Source organism: Corynebacterium sp. HMSC077D03, assembly GCF_001808545.1.
GTDB lineage: Bacteria > Actinomycetota > Actinomycetes > Mycobacteriales > Mycobacteriaceae > Corynebacterium > Corynebacterium simulans.
In genome coordinates this window covers 142,761-159,887 of record NZ_KV793690.1, presented here as the reverse complement: position 1 = coordinate 159,887, position 17,127 = coordinate 142,761, and the positions used below count along the sequence as shown (strand labels likewise).

Annotated in this window: 14 protein-coding genes and 1 tRNA gene; 6 read left to right on the top strand and 9 right to left on the bottom strand. The window is 62.2% G+C overall.

Annotated features, from left to right (window positions below; all coding sequences use genetic code 11):
• Positions 1-550, bottom strand: a 550-nt coding sequence (locus HMPREF2888_RS07265; RefSeq protein WP_070518587.1) for a class I SAM-dependent methyltransferase, incomplete at its 3' end; no start/stop codon positions are given.
• A gap of 24 nt (positions 551-574) precedes the next feature.
• Between HMPREF2888_RS07265 and HMPREF2888_RS07260 the strand changes: the two genes are divergently transcribed.
• The gene (locus tag HMPREF2888_RS07260; protein ID WP_061924992.1) at positions 575-1,678 is read left to right on the top strand and encodes a glycosyltransferase family 4 protein; all 1,104 of its coding nucleotides are present in this window, start codon (positions 575-577) and stop codon (positions 1,676-1,678) included.
• Here the strand turns inward: HMPREF2888_RS07260 and HMPREF2888_RS07255 are convergent.
• Positions 1,643-3,013: an MmpA family trehalose lipid delivery protein gene (locus HMPREF2888_RS07255; RefSeq protein WP_083296625.1), complete on the bottom strand. Its 1,371-nt coding sequence runs from the start codon at positions 3,011-3,013 to the stop codon at positions 1,643-1,645. The genes HMPREF2888_RS07260 and HMPREF2888_RS07255 overlap by 36 nt on opposite strands.
• Before the next feature lie 139 nt (positions 3,014-3,152).
• Positions 3,153-4,304: a PorA family protein gene (locus tag HMPREF2888_RS07250; RefSeq protein ID WP_070518586.1), complete on the bottom strand. Its 1,152-nt coding sequence runs from the start codon at positions 4,302-4,304 to the stop codon at positions 3,153-3,155.
• 119 nt (positions 4,305-4,423) lie between these two features.
• On the opposite strand from HMPREF2888_RS07250, the gene HMPREF2888_RS07245 reads away from it, so the two are divergent.
• Complete coding sequence (locus HMPREF2888_RS07245) at positions 4,424-5,527, top strand: acyltransferase family protein (protein WP_070518585.1); 1,104 nt, start codon at positions 4,424-4,426, stop codon at positions 5,525-5,527.
• On the opposite strand, the gene HMPREF2888_RS07240 is transcribed toward HMPREF2888_RS07245, so the two are convergent.
• The 3 genes from HMPREF2888_RS07240 to HMPREF2888_RS07230 are packed head-to-tail and all read right to left on the bottom strand — an operon-like array spanning position 5,443 to position 9,353.
• Complete coding sequence (locus HMPREF2888_RS07240; RefSeq protein WP_070518584.1) at positions 5,443-8,625, bottom strand: alpha-(1->3)-arabinofuranosyltransferase domain-containing protein; 3,183 nt, start codon at positions 8,623-8,625, stop codon at positions 5,443-5,445. The genes HMPREF2888_RS07245 and HMPREF2888_RS07240 overlap by 85 nt on opposite strands.
• Positions 8,625-8,822: a DUF2613 domain-containing protein gene (locus HMPREF2888_RS07235; RefSeq protein ID WP_061924980.1), complete on the bottom strand. Its 198-nt coding sequence runs from the start codon at positions 8,820-8,822 to the stop codon at positions 8,625-8,627. Before HMPREF2888_RS07235 ends, HMPREF2888_RS07240 begins: the two co-directional genes overlap by 1 nt.
• 33 nt (positions 8,823-8,855) lie before the next feature.
• A complete protein-coding gene (locus HMPREF2888_RS07230; protein ID WP_061925158.1) occupies positions 8,856-9,353 on the bottom strand; it encodes a universal stress protein in 498 nt (165 codons plus the stop codon).
• Positions 9,354-9,412: 59 nt separating this feature from the next.
• Here HMPREF2888_RS07230 and HMPREF2888_RS07225 point away from each other — a divergent pair, with 59 nt between their 5' ends.
• The gene (locus HMPREF2888_RS07225) at positions 9,413-10,582 is read left to right on the top strand and encodes a glycoside hydrolase family 3 N-terminal domain-containing protein (protein WP_246815047.1); all 1,170 of its coding nucleotides are present in this window, start codon (positions 9,413-9,415) and stop codon (positions 10,580-10,582) included.
• 58 nt (positions 10,583-10,640) lie between these two features.
• Positions 10,641-12,323: a VanW family protein gene (locus tag HMPREF2888_RS07220; RefSeq protein WP_201040768.1), complete on the top strand. Its 1,683-nt coding sequence runs from the start codon at positions 10,641-10,643 to the stop codon at positions 12,321-12,323.
• A 45-nt stretch (positions 12,324-12,368) separates the two neighbouring features.
• On the opposite strand, the gene HMPREF2888_RS07215 is transcribed toward HMPREF2888_RS07220, so the two are convergent.
• Positions 12,369-12,442 (bottom strand) — tRNA-Gly (locus HMPREF2888_RS07215).
• Positions 12,443-12,550: 108 nt separating this feature from the next.
• Between HMPREF2888_RS07215 and dcd the strand changes: the two genes are divergently transcribed.
• Entirely contained in the window at positions 12,551-13,114 is a 564-nt protein-coding gene (gene dcd / locus HMPREF2888_RS07210; protein WP_061924975.1) for a dCTP deaminase, read from the top strand.
• Positions 13,115-13,156: 42 nt separating this feature from the next.
• Positions 13,157-14,479 (top strand): UDP-glucose dehydrogenase family protein, encoded by a 1,323-nt coding sequence (locus HMPREF2888_RS07205; protein WP_070518583.1) that lies wholly within the window; start codon positions 13,157-13,159, stop codon positions 14,477-14,479.
• On the opposite strand, the gene HMPREF2888_RS07200 is transcribed toward HMPREF2888_RS07205, so the two are convergent.
• Positions 14,476-15,774 carry a YibE/F family protein gene (locus tag HMPREF2888_RS07200; protein WP_082785832.1) on the bottom strand — a complete coding sequence of 433 codons (1,299 nt, stop codon included), beginning with the start codon at positions 15,772-15,774 and terminating at the stop codon, positions 14,476-14,478. The two genes, HMPREF2888_RS07205 and HMPREF2888_RS07200, sit on opposite strands and share 4 nt — an antisense overlap.
• A gap of 94 nt (positions 15,775-15,868) precedes the next feature.
• Positions 15,869-17,098 carry a pyridoxal phosphate-dependent aminotransferase gene (locus tag HMPREF2888_RS07195; protein WP_061924969.1) on the bottom strand — a complete coding sequence of 410 codons (1,230 nt, stop codon included), beginning with the start codon at positions 17,096-17,098 and terminating at the stop codon, positions 15,869-15,871.
• Between the last annotated feature and the right edge of the window lie 29 nt (positions 17,099-17,127).

Sequence of the window (17,127 nt, the reverse complement as noted above, 5' to 3'; positions counted from 1 at the left end):
GGCCGTGGCGGCGGGTATAGCGATCGCGGGCGAAGGCGCCGCCGACGTAGTGCTCCCACAGGCCGGTCTCATGCCCGCCGAAGGGGCCCAGCCACACGGTGTAGCTGAGCACAACCAATCCGCCGGGCTTGGTCACGCGCAGCATTTCTTCTCCCATATCCCATGGATGCGGGATATGTTCGGCGACGTTCGAGGAGTAGGTGATGTCGAAGGTATCTGCAGCGAAGGGTAGCTGCGTGCCATCACCGCGCACGGCGCTCGCCAGGGCGATTCCCGCCGCGGACATTTCCCCGGCGTCCGGTTCCACGCCGAAATACTGTGCCCCGCGGCGGGCGAAGGCCTCTGCGAAATAGCCCGGACCGCCGCCGACGTCGAGAACGCGCGCGCCGGTGAGTTGGGTGCCGGCGTCGTGGCAAAGGGCGTCGATAAGCAGTGCAGTGTCTTCGGCTAGACCGCCGTAGAAAATCTCCGGCGCAGTCTGCTCAAAGCGGAAAGAGCGGAGCAGGCGCCACGAACGCGCGAGCGTGGCCAAGGCACGGGTTTGTTTCATAACCCACTAGGCTAGTAGTTCGACATGAAGATTCTTTTACTGTGCTGGCGTGATTCCACCCACCCGCAGGGCGGTGGCTCGGAACGCTATCTGGAGCGCGTCGGGGAGTATCTGGCGGCGCAAGGCCACGAGGTGGTCTTCCGCACCGCGCGGCACATGAATGCTGCAAAGCGTGAGCATCGCGAGGGCGTTTTATATTCTCGTGGCGGTGCCAAGTTCAGCGTGTATCCGCGCGCGTGGCTAGCCATTTTGGCCGGGCGCTTGGGGCTTGGCGACGCCAAGAACATCGATGTCATCGTCGATACCCAGAACGGCATTCCTTTCTTCGCCAAACTGGTTTCGAAGGCGCCAACTGTTTTGCTCACCCATCATTGTCATCGCGAACAATGGCCGGTTGCGGGCCCTCTCTTGGCACGTTTGGGGTGGTTCTTGGAGTCGAAGGTTGCGCCAAGGGTTTATCGGAGCAGCCCTTATGTGACGGTCTCGCAGGCTTCCAAGCAGGATTTGGAAGAGCTGGGAATTAAAGGCGCGCACATCATCGAAAATGGTGTCGACCTACTGCCAGAACATGTGCCGACCCTGCAACGCGAGACGGCCATCCATCTGGTGACGCTCTCGCGGTTGGTTCCGCACAAGCAGATTGAACATGCGATGGACACGGTGGCAAAGATGCCTGGCGCGGTCCTCGACGTCATCGGTTCCGGCTGGTGGGAAGCGCAGCTGCGTGAGTACGCCGAGCGCATTGGAGTGGCCTCGCGGGTTCGCTTCCGCGGGCAGGTTACCGAGGACTATAAGCACGCTTTGCTTGCGCTTGCCGACGTCCACCTCATGCCCTCGCGCAAAGAAGGCTGGGGGCTGGCAGTGATGGAGGCCGCGCAGCACGGTGTGCCGACGGTGGGCTATTCCTTCGGGCTGCGCGATAGCGTCATCCCGGGCCAGACTGGCGTGCTGGTCGATACCGAGGAAGAGTTTGTGCGGGCAGTCCGCGAGCTTGTTGCGGATGCGAGTTTACGCCGTCAGTTGGGCGAGAATGCCCGTGAGCTGGCAGCACATTACTCCTGGGAGAAGACGGGGCGCGCTTTTGAGAAGTTGCTAACGCAGACCGCTCGTGCGACGGCGGGTAGCTAGAAGGCCTGGACGGACCAGCAGCCAGAGCACTAAGCAGGCCAGCGGGCTGGCCACCCAGGCGGCGGTAAGAGCCCACGGAACCTTGGGCGCGGGGGCGGGCGGCTCGGCGACGATGCGGCCGTCAACAACCACCGCGCCCACGCCGAGTTGGGCGAGCTTATCTAAGTCCTGGTCCTGCCAAGCTTGCAGCGCTGCGCGGTAGGCGGGCTGGGCTTGGTCGACTACAACGCCGTCGACGCGCAGTTCGCCGGATTCCAGTTTGTTCACGGCCTTCGAATACGGGTCGACTGCGGTGGTGCCGTCGGACAAAGTGACGAGGGAGGGGCGTTGCGGGAAGAGTGCTAGCCGGCCGTCTAGCTCTTCGACGAGCTGGTGATCAATGCCGCTGGGGCGTGGCGTGAGGACAGCTAGCTCGCGTGGAGTGTCGGGAGCCTGAAGCAGGCAGGCGAGGAGCGCCAAGGCTGCGGGGAGGTTAGGCAGGGCGCCGATACCGGCGACGTAGAGGGGTAGGGCAAGTAGCGTTAGCTTGGAGGCGTCGCGAAGCAGGCCCGCGCCGGGGACCGTTTCAATCAGCCACGCCAGTGCGCCGGGGCAAGCCCAGGAAATAAGCGCGCTGCCGAGGCCTACGGCGGCGAGGAGGAGCAGGGGGCGTCGGCAAGCGGGGGCGAGGCGGCGGGCGCCGAGCAGCGCAACAGCTGCAACCACAAGGCCTGCGAGCGCAAAGCCGTGGTGGCGGGAGTCGGGAACGGCGTCGGCGCTCCAGATTCCGCCGAGACCAAGGAGAGCGCCGACGGTGCCCACGCCAGCTTCCGCGCGAGGCGCGAATGCAGCCACCTGCGCGGCAGCCGGACCGGGAACTGCGTTGTTGGTAATCGCCGGCACCAGCCACGGCAGGCACAGCGCCACGCCACCCGCGGCGAGCTTGAAACGGCCAGTAACAAGGGCGATTAGCACGCCGAATACGCCGCCGGTGGGAGTAAGGGAACTTGCCCACAGACTCAGCCACGCGGGAATCGCGCGCTTGTGCAGGCACGCCCATGCCAGAACTGGCGCGAGCCATCCCGCAATTGCAAGGGACCAGTGCCCCAGGAGCAGGCGCTCGACGATGAAAGGATTGGCCACCGCACAAGCCATCGCAGCGGCGGCGGAAAGCGAAGTGCGGGCCCACTTCGCGGCAACGTATGCGCTAGCACTTGCGGAAGCGGTGACGAGCACGCGTGCGAACCAATCGCCGCCCAGCAAAGCTAGCGCGCCGTCCTGGGGCGCATTACGGGCGGGCAGCGAGCCCAGCCCAAAGTTGGAGGCGGTAAAACCGGGGTTGTGGAGTAGAACCATATCGCGCCACACCATCTCGCCGGGCAGGAAAAACGGCCAGCACACTGCCACCACGAGCAGGGCGCCCCACAGCCCTAGGCCCCAGCGCGCGGACCTGCGGCGCGCGGACCTGCATCGCGCGGACCTGTGGCGCGCGGGTTTAGGCGCCGGCACGGTGGCGGCGCATGTACATAAAGGCGGCATAGGCCAGCAAGATAACGCCGATGACCTTGCCTAACCAGCCGACGATGCTGAGAATCTTCACGTTGTTGATGGTCGTGCGCACCGTGTCCAAACGTTCCTTCTTGGTGGCATCGGACCAGTTCAAGCTGGCCTGGAAGAGGGAGCGGTCGGCAGTGTCGTCCTCGGCAACCATCTTCTTCGCCTGGTCCTGGTCGGTGGCGAGGAAAATCTTTATGTCCTCATGAGCATCGACGATGGTGCCGGTGGTTGGTTCTACCCAGACGTCACGCGTGACCGTGTAGAAAGGCTCGAGGCTGACGTGCTCGGTGGGGTCCAGCCCGAAGCGGTGTAGCGACTCCTCGTCGAACATCGCCTGTGCCGGGCCGGAGCGCTGCAGCTTCTCTGGGCTCGTGCGCGTGGCTTTCTCATCGGGGGTTTGCTGCTGCAAGATGCCCAGCGAATAGGCCAAGGCAACCGGCTCAATTTCCTGGTGGAAGATGTAGGTCGGAATTGTCTCGCGCTTTTCGGTACCGGTGAAGTCGATGGGCGCTGTGGTCTGCGTCATCGGATCGAAATACGGGTAGCTGCGCTGTTCCGCCTTAGCCGGGAAGAAGTAGCTGATGCCATCGCGCGAAAAGTCGCGGCCAGCCGCAGAGATATTCAGCGGGGCGATATCAACCTGCTGTGAGCTATTGGGCCCTGCTACCGGATAAGCGGATTCGCGGTTGAGCAGCGAGTTTTCCTTGATCTCCGCGATTGCTTGGCCATCCGAGGTGACCTGGAGGAGGGAATCGGCGGAAGCCACGGCGTCGTCGGCAGTAGGCGAGGTGCGGGTGGTGCGTTTGAGCGAAACGTCTCGTTCCTCTGCATAGCAATAGAGTGGAGCATCCTTGGCATCGCAGTCAGGGTTGCCGTGGGTATCCGCTGGCTTCTTGTGTTGCACAGCGCGGCTGACGTTAAGAGCCGTGCCCTGGGTAGGGGCGGTGTCGATGGTGAAGTTTAGATCATCAGGCAGCGGCCGGGCCTGATTGTTGTACAACGGCGGCAGCACAGAACCGAGGAGCAAAAAGACGATTGCGGCGACGATCACCTTCGTCATCCGCGAGCTCCAGTTAATCAGCCGCTTCATTACAGTAGAGTTCCAATCAGTTTACGTGCGCCGTGCATCATGAGGAGGAAGGAAAAATTAGTGTGGCTTCCCATTCTTCCTTAAAGAGCCTACCCCGCCATATTTCTGAGTTGGATGGTATGCGAGGCTGCGCCGCTTTGGGAATTGTGGTCACGCATGTCTCCTTTCAAACGGGCACCGGTTGGGGGATTGCGGAGCGTTTCGATTACTTCGTTTCGGTGTTCTTTGCGCTGAGCGCTTTCCTGCTGTGGCGCCGGCGCGGCCTGCACAGCCCGCGGGATTATGCGTGGTCCCGCGTGGGACGCCTGGCGCCTGCGTATCTGGTGTGTGTGGTGCTGGTCTTCGCACTGCTTCCCGACGCCCATTCCGCCACCGCTACCCAGCTATTCAGCAACCTAACGGGCACGCAGATTTATGTAGTCGACGGTCTGGCGCCGGGACTTACGCAACTGTGGTCGCTGTGTGTGGAGTTCGCGTTTTATCTGGTGCTGCCGCTGCTGGCGGCGGTGATGCGCGGATGGTCGCGGCGGCGCAGGGCGTGGGCCATTGCCGTGGCGGCGGTACTGAGCTGGGGCTGGGGCTTTGTTCCCTTCGTGGCTGATTACGCCAAGGGGGACGTGAATTCGCAGATTTGGCCGCCGGCGTATGCCTCGTGGTTTGCAGTCGGGATGCTGCTAGCTGAAGCAGAAACTGTGCGCGGGCAGTTTCCAGGGTGGCTAAAACGTGCGCTGCGGATGCGGTGGGCGTGGTGGCTGGTGGCGTGTGGTTGCCTGTGGCTGGCTAGCCGCGAGTGGTTTGGCCCGCGGGGTTTGGCGCATCCGGAGCCAGGGGAGTTCGCGCGACGCATCATGGTGGGCGCGGTCTTTGCGGTGTGCGTGATGGCGCCTGTGGCTTTGGCCCCACGGGAGTCTTCGCTGCTGAGCAGCCAGTGGGGGCAGGCTTTGGGGCGTTGGTCCTACTCGCTGTTTTTGTGGCACGTTGCGGTGTTGTCGGTGGTCTTTCCCTTGCTGGGAGTGCCGTTGTTTTCGGGCAAGGTCGTGGACTTCTGCGTGGTCTTCGCGGTGACGGTGGCGGGCAGCCTGCTGGTCTCGGCCGTTAGCTACGCCGTGGTGGAAGAACCCGGAAGGCGGTTGGTTGGTCAGTTCGCGCGGCGGCTGGGCCACAGGACGCAGGCTAGCGAGGCAGCGCACAAGCAGGTCACGAGGACCGAATCGCCGGCATAGCTGCCGCTGGCCCACGGCGCGCGGGCAAGCATGGTCCCAGCCGCCGCCGTCAGGGCGGCGGCTAAAGGAGCAGCGCTTAGCGACGTCCATCTCAACACCACCCACGCAGCTACACCCGCGAGTACGGCGGGCAGGCCGAGCAGGCTGAGCGTACCCAGGCCGCATACTGCAGCGAGAATGTGGGCGCCGCGGCCATCGTCTGGCTGCCACGGCGCGGTGGGGCGGCGGCGAAGAGAAAGCAGGCAGCCGGCCACGGTCAGCAGGGCCAGCGCGCCGCCTAAGCCAAGCGCGGCCTTATAGGTACGCGCCGCGGCAAAGCTCATGCGGAAGCTACCGCTTCTGCCTGCGGGAATAACAAAAGCCTGGAGGGAAGCGTTGATCTCTCGCGGCGCGAGGTCGATGCTGCCGGCCTCCGAATCGAGGTGGCCCTGCAGGCCGGGGTTAAACGCATTGCCGGTGATAAGCAGCCGGTCCTGCCCCGTGGCTTCGATGGTGCCGGAGGTTCGTTTGCTGGCGGCGGCCGGTGACCAGCCCACCTCGCGCAGGCTGATCCATCCGCCGGTGCTGCGCACGCGGTGGGTGCCGGAGCGGAGGGTGAGGTGCGCACCGGGGTTATAACGCACACCGTCGATAAGCACGGGCTTGCGGGCGTCCAGCTCCAACCGCATGGTGCGGGGCACCGTGAAGTCACGGATGAGGATATGGGTGTCCTGGGCTAGCTGCTGGAAGAAGAACTGGTGGACGTCCGGGGAAGTCGCCGGAACGGTGACCACGCGCTCGATGGGGGAGCCCACGACCTGCGCGTTGGCGATGCCCACGCGCTCGGAAAGATCGATGCGGATGCTGCGGGTATCCCCACCTGGCACGCGCACTTCTCGGGAGCGGTAGGGCTTGAGCTTAACCTTGACCTTCGCGCTTCCCGAGCGCACGGTGACCTCGGTGTGGGCAGTGGCCATGAGCTTGACCACCGGCGCGGGCCACGCCGGCGTATTCGGGTCCTTGTTTAGCTCCAGCCAGCCGGTATCGCCTGGGGCGGGCCACCAGGCGGTGGAATTTTCGCCGTCAACAGCAGCGGTGCGCGAGCGCGCGGGATTGGCACCACCGAAGGCATCGGCGTCGGCAGCTGAGGAAGAAGCGCGGACTGTGCCGCCGTACGAAACCACCTTTGTCAGCGGCCCGGCGGAGGGGTAGTCGCGCAGGCGGTTATTCACCGTCGAGGGATCTCCCTCGGCCAAAGGCGCGGAGATGGGCCCGTCGAGGGTGCCGTAGTTGCGGTCGGTCAGCGTGGGCGTATCGGTGACGATGTCGGCGCCACGATCGACGAGCTCGTAGGCAGGAGCCGAACCGTCACCATGGGCATCCAGGAAGGCCAGGGACTCCCCGCCGCCGGCCACGCGGACGGGATTGGCGGAGGTCAGCGTGCTTACGGCATCGTCGGCATGCGGGAGGATGATGACCTCCACCTCGTCATCAGGGCCGAAAGAGTGGACCTGCCCGCCGTAGGAGGAAGCATCGCGCCAGGCCGCCAGCTGGGAGTCATCGCGGCCGTTCGCGCCCTCTGTAGAGACTAAGTCGTGGCGCAGCAGCACCGCACCGATGCCGAGGCGGCGCAGCGCGGCGCTACCGGTGGCGGGATCTTCGTGGAGGGCTGCCACCACGCCGTCGAGTCCGCGGATGGCCTCGGGCGGGACGAGGGGGATGGCGTCGCGGACGGCCCACGGGACGTCGAGAAGCGGCTGTGCCGGCTCATCGCGTGTCCAACCCCAGTCCTGGCGTGCGAAAGAAGCCTCGGGGAACAGCAGCGTGCGCGTGCCCTGGGCATGGGTGTTGAGGAAGTCCACGGCCTCGTGCCAGTATTCCGGGACCTTTTCGTAGGCGCCCTTGGGAAGTAGACGCCCAGTCCACGCGGGCGAGAAGGACGCGCAGGCAATGGCGGCCACCAGCACCGCCACCGCTTGGCGACGCCCCGGCCGCAACCACTCGTCCCGTACCCGCGGCAGGGGCAGGGCGGAGGTTGCCGCGGCGAAACCGAGCAGCAGTGGGATGCGCACGAGCGGATCGAACTTGTGGAGGTTTCTTAGCGCGGCAAGCGGGCCGTCGAGCGCGTTGAGATACCAGGCGGCGTGGGTGCCGAGGATAGCGATGCCCACGCAGGCCATGACCGGCCAGACTCGCGGCAGTCGTGCTAGGCCGTAGAGGCCAATTGCTGCCACCGTCATGGTGACCAGTACGAAGAAAGGCTGGGTGGCCAGTGCATATCCGGCCGCGCGCTCCGTGTCGACGAAGGGTGCCCAGCTGGTGGTGCCGCGGAGAATTTCCGGCAGGTTTAGCCAGCGGGTGGTGACATAGGAAGACTCGATGAACTCAGTAAATGGCGGGGCGTAGCGCCCCAGCACCAAAAGCGGCACTATCCACCACAGAGAAACCGCCGCGCAGCCGGCCAGCCACACTAGGCCGGGACGCCAGGCTCGGCGGTACAAAAGCACCACCGCTGCCGGAACACAGGCAGCGAGGGTAGCGGTGGCATTGACCGCGCCCATCGCTGCCACCGGCAAAACTGCTGCCGTGGCGCAGCGCCACGTTAGCTCCCGGCGCAAGAAGGGCAGGATGACCCACGGCGCCAGCATGACCGGCCAGGTCTCCGAGGAAATCGCGCCTATCGTAGTCAGCGCACGGGGAGAAAGAGCGTAAAGCAGGGCCGCAAGAAAAGGCCAGACAGGCGAAACCTCCCGCCTAAGGCCCTCCCGCCTAAGGTCTCTGAACTGCGGAGGAAGAGACGCATAAATCAGCCGGTGGAAGCCCCAAAAGCCCACGCCTAGGACGAGTAACCACCACAAGCGCTGAGCTACCCAATCCGGCAGCGGCGAGGTAAGAAGAAAAAACGGGCCCTGCGGGAAAAGATAACCATAAGCCTGGTTCTGTAACTGGCCGAGCGTAAAGACCTCGGTATAGGCGCTGGTCGCCCCGCGTAGAAAGCCCAGGGGGTTAGCGGTGAGATCGTGCTTGGTATCCGCCGCAACCAAGCCAAAGGGCTGGGTAAATACAAAAACAGCGAGAGCTAAAAGCCCGCCTATGCGCCAGCGGGACTGCGCATTCATTAGTTCCTAGAGCCGTACTCCGGGCCGCCCATTACGGCATCAGAAGCGGAAACTGCACCGTCCGACGGAACTGCATCAGCATTAGAAAACTGCGCGATGCCAATGATGGTGATGACGCCGAGGGCGATGCCCACGACGGTGCTGCCCACGGCGGGGCCGAGGGTGCGCTTGTTGAGGGAGTCCGTCTCGAGTGCCATAAACCCACATCCTAGCAGCTACCTGCTAGAAATTTAGCTATCTTCTTCCTCCGCGTCGTCGTCCAGCTCGGGCGGAACAATAAAGACCGGAAGGCCAGCGTTACGCACGATGTGCTCGGCCGTGGAGTTGGTCCACCAGCCGCGGAAGCCGCTGAGCGCGCGGGTGCCGGTGACGATGATATCGACGTCGAGTTCTTGCGCGGCGTCGACAATAGCGGAGGCAATCGTGGTCACCGACTCCACCAAGTGGGCGCGGCCGGAAAGGCCCAGGTTTTCTGCAACCTCGACTCCTTGCCTACAAATCCGCAGCGCTTCCTCATAGGCCGGATCATCTTCCACCGCTTCCGGCGCCACCGTGGACTGGTGCATGCCAGTACGGCTGACCGCACGCGCTGCCTGACGGGCCATCGGCTCCCACGCCGTCAAAATCTCGACGTGGCGCGGGCGCAGCAGGCGGGCTGCGTGCTCCATCGCGCGGGCTGCCCGAGTGGAGCCGTCGTAAGCAATCAACATCGTCTCACCGTTACTCATGGATGCCATACTAATCCCCTCCGCGGGCATATCGCTGGGAATCGTGCACACTGGAAGGCATGGAGCTTTCCCCGTCCCCGATGTTCTCGGCCCGCACTGCGGCTGCTGCTGTCCTCACGCTTGGGCTTGGTTTTGGCCTGGCTTCCTGCGATAGCGAGCAGCCGGAAAGCACGCAGGAACCCGCAGCGTCGAGCTCGGCGCCTGGTGCGGCGTCGGCAAGCGCGGCACCGAGTACAACCCCCAGCGAAGAAGCGCCTGTGCCCGTGGACCGCCGCCAGCTGGCCGCATCGGTGCTCATGCCGCCCGCGGTGAACTACGACGACGCGCTGGCCAAACTGCAGGCCGGCGCCGGCGGAATCTTCATCCCCAGCTGGGCAGACCCGGCGCTGCTCAGCGAGCCAGGACGCGACATTAACGCCCTGCGTGCGGCAGTGGGCCGCGATTTCCAAGTCTCCATTGATTTCGAAGGCGGGCGTGTACAGCGCTTTTCCGAAATCCTCGGCGAGCATCCTGCACCTGCGCAGATGGCCGCCGAGCATAGCCCAGAAGAAGTCGAGCAGATGGGTGCCGAGATCGGGCGCGTGCTGAAAGAACACGGCATCAACGTGGACTTCGCGCCGGTTCTCGACGTCGATGGTGGCGAACTCGAAGTAGTAGGCGACCGTTCCTTTTCCACCGACCCCAAGCAGGCCGGCGAGTACGGCGCGGCTTTTGCTCGCGGCCTGGAATCGGCGGGAGTAAAGGCTGTGTTCAAGCACTTCCCAGGTCACGGCCGCGCTTCCGGCGACACCCATCTCGGCGAGGCTGTGACTCCGCCGCTGGAGGAGCTTTACGGCCACGAGTTTGTGCCTTTCCAGGAGGCGATCCCGGCGGCTCCTGCGGCGGGACTCATGATGGGGCACCTCGTTGTGCCGGGGCTGGGCGACGGGCAAACCCCCGCCTCCATCAATCCCGCGGCATACCAGCTTGCGCGCGAGCAGCTGCACTATGGCGGGCCTATCTACACCGATGACATCGGCGGCATGGCCTCTATCGCAGACACCATGAACGTCCCGCAGGCGGTGGTGGCTGCGCTGGCTAGCGGCGCGGATATGCCACTGTGGTCCACGGATGCTGAATTCCCCGCGGCTGTCGATGCGGTGGCCGCAGCACTCGATGACGGCACGCTCACCGATGTGCAGCTGCAAGCCTCCGCCCAACGGCTTACGGGTGGAAAATTGCCCGAATAGTAAGAGCTGATCAGGACCTTACTAGGAAAGTTTCAGCTTGAACGATAGTCTTTAAGGCGTGAAAAAGGCAGTAGGAAAGCAAACTGGCAAAGGCTGGCACATCACACTCGGTGTGATTGTCGGCCTTCTCCTCATCGCAGGCATCGCCTATGGGTGGGATGTAGTTGCGAATCAGGGCAAGGTCCCGCGCGCGACGTCGGTTGGCGGCGTCAACATTTCCGGCATGGAGCGCACCGCAGCGGTGGAAAAGCTGGAGCGGGAGCTTGGCGACGTCGAGACTAAACCTGTCTCGGTCGCCTCTGGAGAGAAGTCATCCCAGTTGGTGCCGAATGAATCCGGCTTGATTTTGAACTATCAAAAGGCCGTGGACGGTATCCCTGATGCTTCCTATAATCCGTTTAGCCGCCTTTATAGCTTCGTGAAATCCACCAAGGAAATCCCGGTGGCCGTGGACGTTGATGCCGCGGCTTTGGACAGTACTTTGGAGCGGGTAAAGAAGGAACTTTCCTTCGAGCCGAAGGACGGCATGCTGGAGCTAAACAACGGCGGCCTGAAGGTAACCAAGCCGGTCCTTGGCCAGACCGTGGATGATGCGGATCTGCAGAAGTCGGTGAAGGATAACTGGCTGGACCCAGCCGGCGTTGAGGTGGCGCCTGTTGTTGTGGAGCCGGCGATTAACGACGACGCCATTGAGGCAATGCGCACCGGTGACGTCGCGAAGGCTTTGGATAACCCGCTGACCTTGAACGGTGAGAACAATGTCTCCGGCACGCTGCGCAAGAATGAGATCGCGCAGTTTGTTTCCATCGAGGCAAAGGATGGCAAGCTGGAACTGAAGGTGGATACCCCGAAGGCTCAGCAGTTGTTTGAAGAGCGCATGGATGGCTCGCAGGTACCAGGTCAGAACGCAAAGATTTCCTTCAGCGGCAGCAAGATGAACGTGACTCCTTCGGTCGATGGCTCGATTATCGACTGGGAGAAGACCATGAAGGACTTCGATAAGCGCGTTAAGGGCGACGAGCGCACCTGGGATGCGGACTACAAGCCGGATCCGGCGGAGTACACCACGGAAATGGCGGAGAAGGCCACCTTCAACGACACTGTTTCTGAGTTCTCAACCGGTGGATTCTCGGGCGCTTCGGGCGAGAATATCCGCCGTGTGGCGGAGCAAGTAAACGGCGCTGTTGTCAGCCCGGGCGAGACTTTCTCCCTCAACGGCTACACCGGCCCGCGCGGTACTGCGCAGGGCTATGTGGAATCCGGCATCATTATTGATGGCCACTCCGGTACTGCGGTCGGCGGCGGCATCTCGCAGTTCGCCACTACCTTGTACAACGCTGCTTACTTCGCCGGTATGGAAGACGTAGCACACACGCCCCACTCCTATTACATCTCCCGCTACCCGGCGGGCCGTGAGGCAACCGTCTACGAGGGTGCTATCGACCTGCAGTTTAAGAACACGACCAATACGCCAATCCGCATCGAGACCGGCTTCGGCGGCGGCAAGATTACGGTCCGTTTCAAGGGTACGAAGACTTACGACGTCGAGTCCGTCAACAACGGCCGTTGGGCCACCACCCAGCCAACCCGTATGTCGGTGGGTGAGGATTGCTCGCCGTCGTCTGGCGCGCCAGGATTTACCACCTCTGATACCCGCATCATCAAGGACCTCTCCGGCCGCGAGGTTTCGCGCGAAACCACCACCACGGTCTACGACCCGCAGCCGATCGTCTCGTGCTAATCACGAAGGGCGCCGCAAGCAAAAGCCTGCGGCGCCCTTAAAATTTGGAGCCGACGACGGGAATCGAACCCGCGCCGTAAGCTTGGGAAGCTCAAGTTCTACCATTAAACTACGTCGGCGCAATGCTATAGATGCATTGCCGAAAAGCATAGCACCGCGCATAGTTTCTAAAGCAAATGCCTTGGCAGATGTATCGGCAGAAACACAAGACGCGTAAACTCTAGGCCGTGCTTCTTTCAGATCGTGATATTCGTGCAGCCATTGACTCCGAGAACCTAGCCATCGAGCCATACGACGCCGAGATGGTCCAGCCCTCGTCTATCGACGTGCGCCTAGACAAGTTTTTCCGCGTCTTTAACAACTCGCGCTACACGCACATCGACCCAAAGGAAGAAATGCCGGACCTCACCAGTCTGGTAGAGGTCGAAGAAGGCGATGCCTTCGTGCTGCACCCAGGCGAGTTTGTATTGGGCGCGACCTTCGAGAAGTTCACCCTGCCAGCAGACCTGGCAGGCCGTCTGGAGGGCAAGTCCTCCCTGGGACGCCTGGGCCTTCTGACACACTCGACTGCGGGCTTTATCGACCCAGGCTTTTCCGGCCACATCACGCTGGAGCTTTCCAACACCGCTAACCTGCCGATTACCCTGTGGCCGGGCATGAAGGTGGGCCAGCTGGCGATTTTCAAGATGTCCTCGCCTGCGGAAAGCCCGTACGGTACGGGCGTGCTGGGTTCGAAGTATCAGGGCCAGCGTGGCCCGACGCCGTCGAAGTCTTACCTGAATTTCCGATAGTCTTCACGCTTCGTTTACATAACCGGCCTAACATTCGCGTTTATGCGTATGACGGTTATCGGCACTGGTTATCTCGGTGCAACCCACGCCGCCTGCATGGCTGAGCTCGGCCATGAGGTTATGGGCGTGGATGTGGATGAATCCAAGATTGAATCCCTTAAGTCCGGCAAGGTTCCCTTCTATGAACCCGGTTTGCCGGAGGTTCTGGAACGCAATATTGAGGCCGGCCGCCTTGCTTTCACCACCGACTATGCGCAGGCGGCGCAGTTTGCGAACGTCCACTTCCTAGGCGTTGGAACGCCACAGCGGCATGGCTCTTATGCCGCAGATATGACTTATGTAAAGGCCGTCATTCGAGACCTCGTGCCGCTTCTGGAAGGCGAGCACGTCATCTTTGGTAAGTCCACCGTTCCCGTGGGAACTGCGGCGGAGCTGCAGGAGATGGCGAATGAGTTGGCCCAGGAGGGCAGCCATGTGGAAATCGCGTGGAACCCAGAGTTTCTGCGCGAGGGCTATGCAGTAAAGGACACCATCGCTCCAGACCGCATCGTTTTGGGCGTGCGGGGCGGGCAGTCCCGCGGCGAGGCTGTAGCCCGTGAAGTCTATGCCAAGCCGTTGGCGCAGGATACGCCGTTTATTGTGACTGACCTGCAGACTGCCGAGCTGGTCAAGGTCTCTGCGAATGCGTTTCTGGCCACCAAGATTTCCTTCATCAACGCCGTGTCTGAGATCTGCGAGATTGCGGGCGCGGACGTCGTAAAGCTTGCCGATGCTATCGGTTACGACGAGCGCATCGGCCGTAAGTTCTTGGGCGCAGGTCTGGGCTTCGGCGGTGGCTGCCTGCCGAAGGATATTCGTGCATTCATGGCACGTGCCGGCGAGTTGGGTGCGGACCAAGCGCTGACCTTCCTGCGTGAGGTCGATGCCATCAATATGCGTCGCCGTGACCGCACCGTGGACATGGCTAAAGAGGCCTTCCAGGGTTCGCTGTTAGGCCACCGCGTGACAGTTCTGGGATGCGCTTTCAAACCGAACTCTGACGACGTTCGCGATTCGCCAGCGCTGTCCGTGGCGGGTTCTTTGTCCTTGGCTGGCGCTGCGGTTACCGTCTATGACCCAGAGGGCATGGAAAACGCCCGCAAGGTGTTTCCTACGTTGAACTACGCCGCTGACTGTGAGGAAGCTCTGCGCGAGAGCGAGCTGGTTATTCTCGCCACCGAATGGCAAGAATTCCGCCAGCTGGACCCCGCCGAAGTGGCGGAGCTGGTCACCAACAAACACATCATCGACGGCCGCAACGTCCTCGACGTTGAGGCGTGGAAGCAGGCCGGCTGGACCATCGAGGCGCTGGGCCGCAGCCTCTAGCGAACGGACAGGGCGCTATTAGTAGCGTCAGGTTCGGGACCCGCCTCACGCTGCGGGATGGTCAGCGCTGCGATGAGAGTGGTGATGGGCACTGCTAGGGTCAGTGCCATTGCACCCACGGCGGAGCGCAGGAGCTCGGTGGCTACGAGGTCGCTGGAAAGAATCTGGCCCGCCGGGCGCTGAGCTGCTGTAATCAGCATGAGCAGCGGCACTGACGCGCCGGTATATGTGAGGACGATGGTGTAGACCATGGAAGCGATATGGTCGCGGCCGACCTTCATGGCGGACTTGAACAGATCCGCAGGGCCTGCTTCGGGGTTGAGCTCATTGAGCTCGCGGACGGTGGAGGCCTGCGCGATGGAGATATCGTTGAGGCTGCCCAGCGCGCCGATGATGAATCCGCAGAGCAGGACACCCACGATGGAAACTCCGGGCATGTAGAGCAGGAGCTTGAGGTTGTCTTCGGAGCTAAGTCCCTGCAGGCTCGTTGAGTTGATAGTGGAGCTGGCCAGGAAAGCCGCCAGCAGCAGGGCGATGAGTGCACCGCCCAAAGCAGAGGCGGACTTCCAGTTGAACCCGTGCACGAGTGGTACAACGATGAAGATGATGGCGGCGCTGGTTACCAATGCCAAGCCCAAGGGGTTTGTGCCCTCGACGAGAGCGGGAAGCAAGTAGAAGAATACGATTGCGAGCGAAATTGCCAGGCCAATGAGCGAGCGCAATCCGTGCCATGCCGCGAAAGCAATGATGACGATAGCGGCGATGATGGCCCAGAGGACGAGGTTGCCGCTGCGTTGATAATCGGCGAAGGCATAGTCTACGTCCCCGTTGGGGCCGGTGGCCTCGGAGAGCAGGATCTTGTCACCCTCCTGCAAGTCTGGGTCACCCGCGACGCCAAAGTGCACCAGCTGGGTCATCTTGCCTGCGTTGTCCCCGGAGGTGATATCGATGAGGGAGCGGGTGCAATCGCCACCTGGCTCCGCCGGAATGAGTGGTGGCTTGTCGAAGGCCTTGCCGGTCTGATCCGACTGGCAGATGGCGTGGTCGACAGTCTTGACCGTGCCCTCGGCCTGCGGGTGGTTCAGAGCGTAAGTCTGCGAGAACTCTGCGCTCGTGTGATCTACCGGAGAAGTGGTAGGGCGCAGGAAAATAGCGCCGATGATGGTTACAAGGACGGCCAGCGCAAGCCCGATAAGCAGCGCGAGACGCCACGGGTTTTGGTTCGTCGCTAAATAAAGGCGGCCTCCACTAGGAAAGGAGACCACCGGCTTGGAAGCCGTCGTGTGTTTGCCCATGCAGCTTATTGTGAACGATTGTCAGTTCAAATGGCAACTGCGCACAAAAATTGCAAACAAATACGAGGCCTTTCACTTAGAAAGGCGGCTTGAGCTACTGGCGGTAGCTGGCCAGGAAGTTGCCGAGGCGCTCGATAGCGTTTTCCAGCTGGGAAGCCCACGGCAGGGTAACCACGCGGAAGTGGTCCGGGTTTGGCCAGTTAAAACCAGTGCCCTGGACCATCAGGATCTTCTCCGAGCGCAGGATATCCAGCATCAGCTTGGAATCGTCGTGAATCTCGTAGACATTCGGATCCAAGCGTGGGAAGCAGTACAAAGCACCCATCGGCTTGGTGACGGAAACGCCCGGGATCTCGTTGAGCTTCTCGTAGGCCACGTTGCGCTGCTTGAGCAGGCGACCGCCCTCGCCCGTGAGCCCGTAGATGGACTGTCGTCCGCCGAGAGCTACCTGGATTGCGTGCTGTGCCGGAACGTTCGGGCACAGGCGGGTGCCCGCCAGTAGGTCGAGACCCTCGATGAAGCCGCGTGCATGGCTCTTCGGGCCGGTCAGAACCATCCAACCAGCGCGGTAACCAGCCACGCGATAAGCCTTGGAAAGACCGTTGAAGGTAATCGTCAGCAGATCCGGAGCGAGGGACGCGATCGAGATGTGCTTCGCGCCGTCGTAAAGAATGCGATCGTAAATCTCATCCGCCAAAATTAGCAGGTTGTACTCACGCGCTACGTCTACAATGCGCTGCAGAACCTCGCGGGAGTAGACGGCGCCCGTTGGGTTATTCGGGTTGATGACCACGATGGCTTTAGTCTTTTCCGTGACCTTCGCACGGATATCCTCGATCGAAGGATTCCAGTCATCCTCCTCATCACACAGGTAGTGCACCGGCGTACCGCCCGCTAGGGAGGTGGCGGCAGTCCACAAAGGGTAATCGGGGGCTGGGATGAGTACCTCGTCGCCATCGTTAAGCAGCGCCTGCGTGGTCATGGTGATGAGCTCAGAAACACCATTGCCCAGGTAGACATCGTTGACGTCGAAGTGCGGGAAGTCCTCCAGCTCGTAGCGGGTGACAATCGCGCGGCGTGCCGGAATGATTCCCTTCGACGTGGAATAGCCCTGGGAAGTCGGCAGCGCTGCGATCATGTCGCGCATGATGACGTCCGGGGCATCGAAACCGAATACGGCAGGATTGCCGGTGTTCAGCTTGAGGATGCTGTGGCCGTCGAGCTCCATGCGCTCCGCCTCCGCAGAGACCTCACCACGGATGTCATACGCGACGCCCTGAAGCTTGGTGGATTGGTCAAAAATGCGGTTGTTCGGTGTAGTCATGGAAAGTATTCTGCCACTTACAGACTATA

What these genes read in the sequence shown, in the direction of transcription:
- HMPREF2888_RS07260 (WP_061924992.1), top strand. Translation starts at nt 575, where the DNA reads ATGAAGATTCTTTTACTGTGCTGGCGTGATTCCACCCACCCGCAGGGC.
- HMPREF2888_RS07255 (WP_083296625.1), bottom strand. Translation starts at nt 3,013, where the DNA reads ATGGTTCTACTCCACAACCCCGGTTTTACCGCCTCCAACTTTGGGCTG.
- HMPREF2888_RS07250 (WP_070518586.1), bottom strand. Translation starts at nt 4,304, where the DNA reads ATGAAGCGGCTGATTAACTGGAGCTCGCGGATGACGAAGGTGATCGTC.
- HMPREF2888_RS07245 (WP_070518585.1), top strand. Translation starts at nt 4,424, where the DNA reads ATGCGAGGCTGCGCCGCTTTGGGAATTGTGGTCACGCATGTCTCCTTT.
- HMPREF2888_RS07240 (WP_070518584.1), bottom strand. Translation starts at nt 8,625, where the DNA reads ATGAATGCGCAGTCCCGCTGGCGCATAGGCGGGCTTTTAGCTCTCGCT.
- HMPREF2888_RS07235 (WP_061924980.1), bottom strand. Translation starts at nt 8,822, where the DNA reads ATGGCACTCGAGACGGACTCCCTCAACAAGCGCACCCTCGGCCCCGCC.
- HMPREF2888_RS07230 (WP_061925158.1), bottom strand. Translation starts at nt 9,353, where the DNA reads ATGAGTAACGGTGAGACGATGTTGATTGCTTACGACGGCTCCACTCGG.
- HMPREF2888_RS07225 (WP_246815047.1), top strand. Translation starts at nt 9,413, where the DNA reads ATGGAGCTTTCCCCGTCCCCGATGTTCTCGGCCCGCACTGCGGCTGCT.
- HMPREF2888_RS07205 (WP_070518583.1), top strand. Translation starts at nt 13,157, where the DNA reads ATGCGTATGACGGTTATCGGCACTGGTTATCTCGGTGCAACCCACGCC.
- HMPREF2888_RS07200 (WP_082785832.1), bottom strand. Translation starts at nt 15,774, where the DNA reads ATGGGCAAACACACGACGGCTTCCAAGCCGGTGGTCTCCTTTCCTAGT.
- HMPREF2888_RS07195 (WP_061924969.1), bottom strand. Translation starts at nt 17,098, where the DNA reads ATGACTACACCGAACAACCGCATTTTTGACCAATCCACCAAGCTTCAG.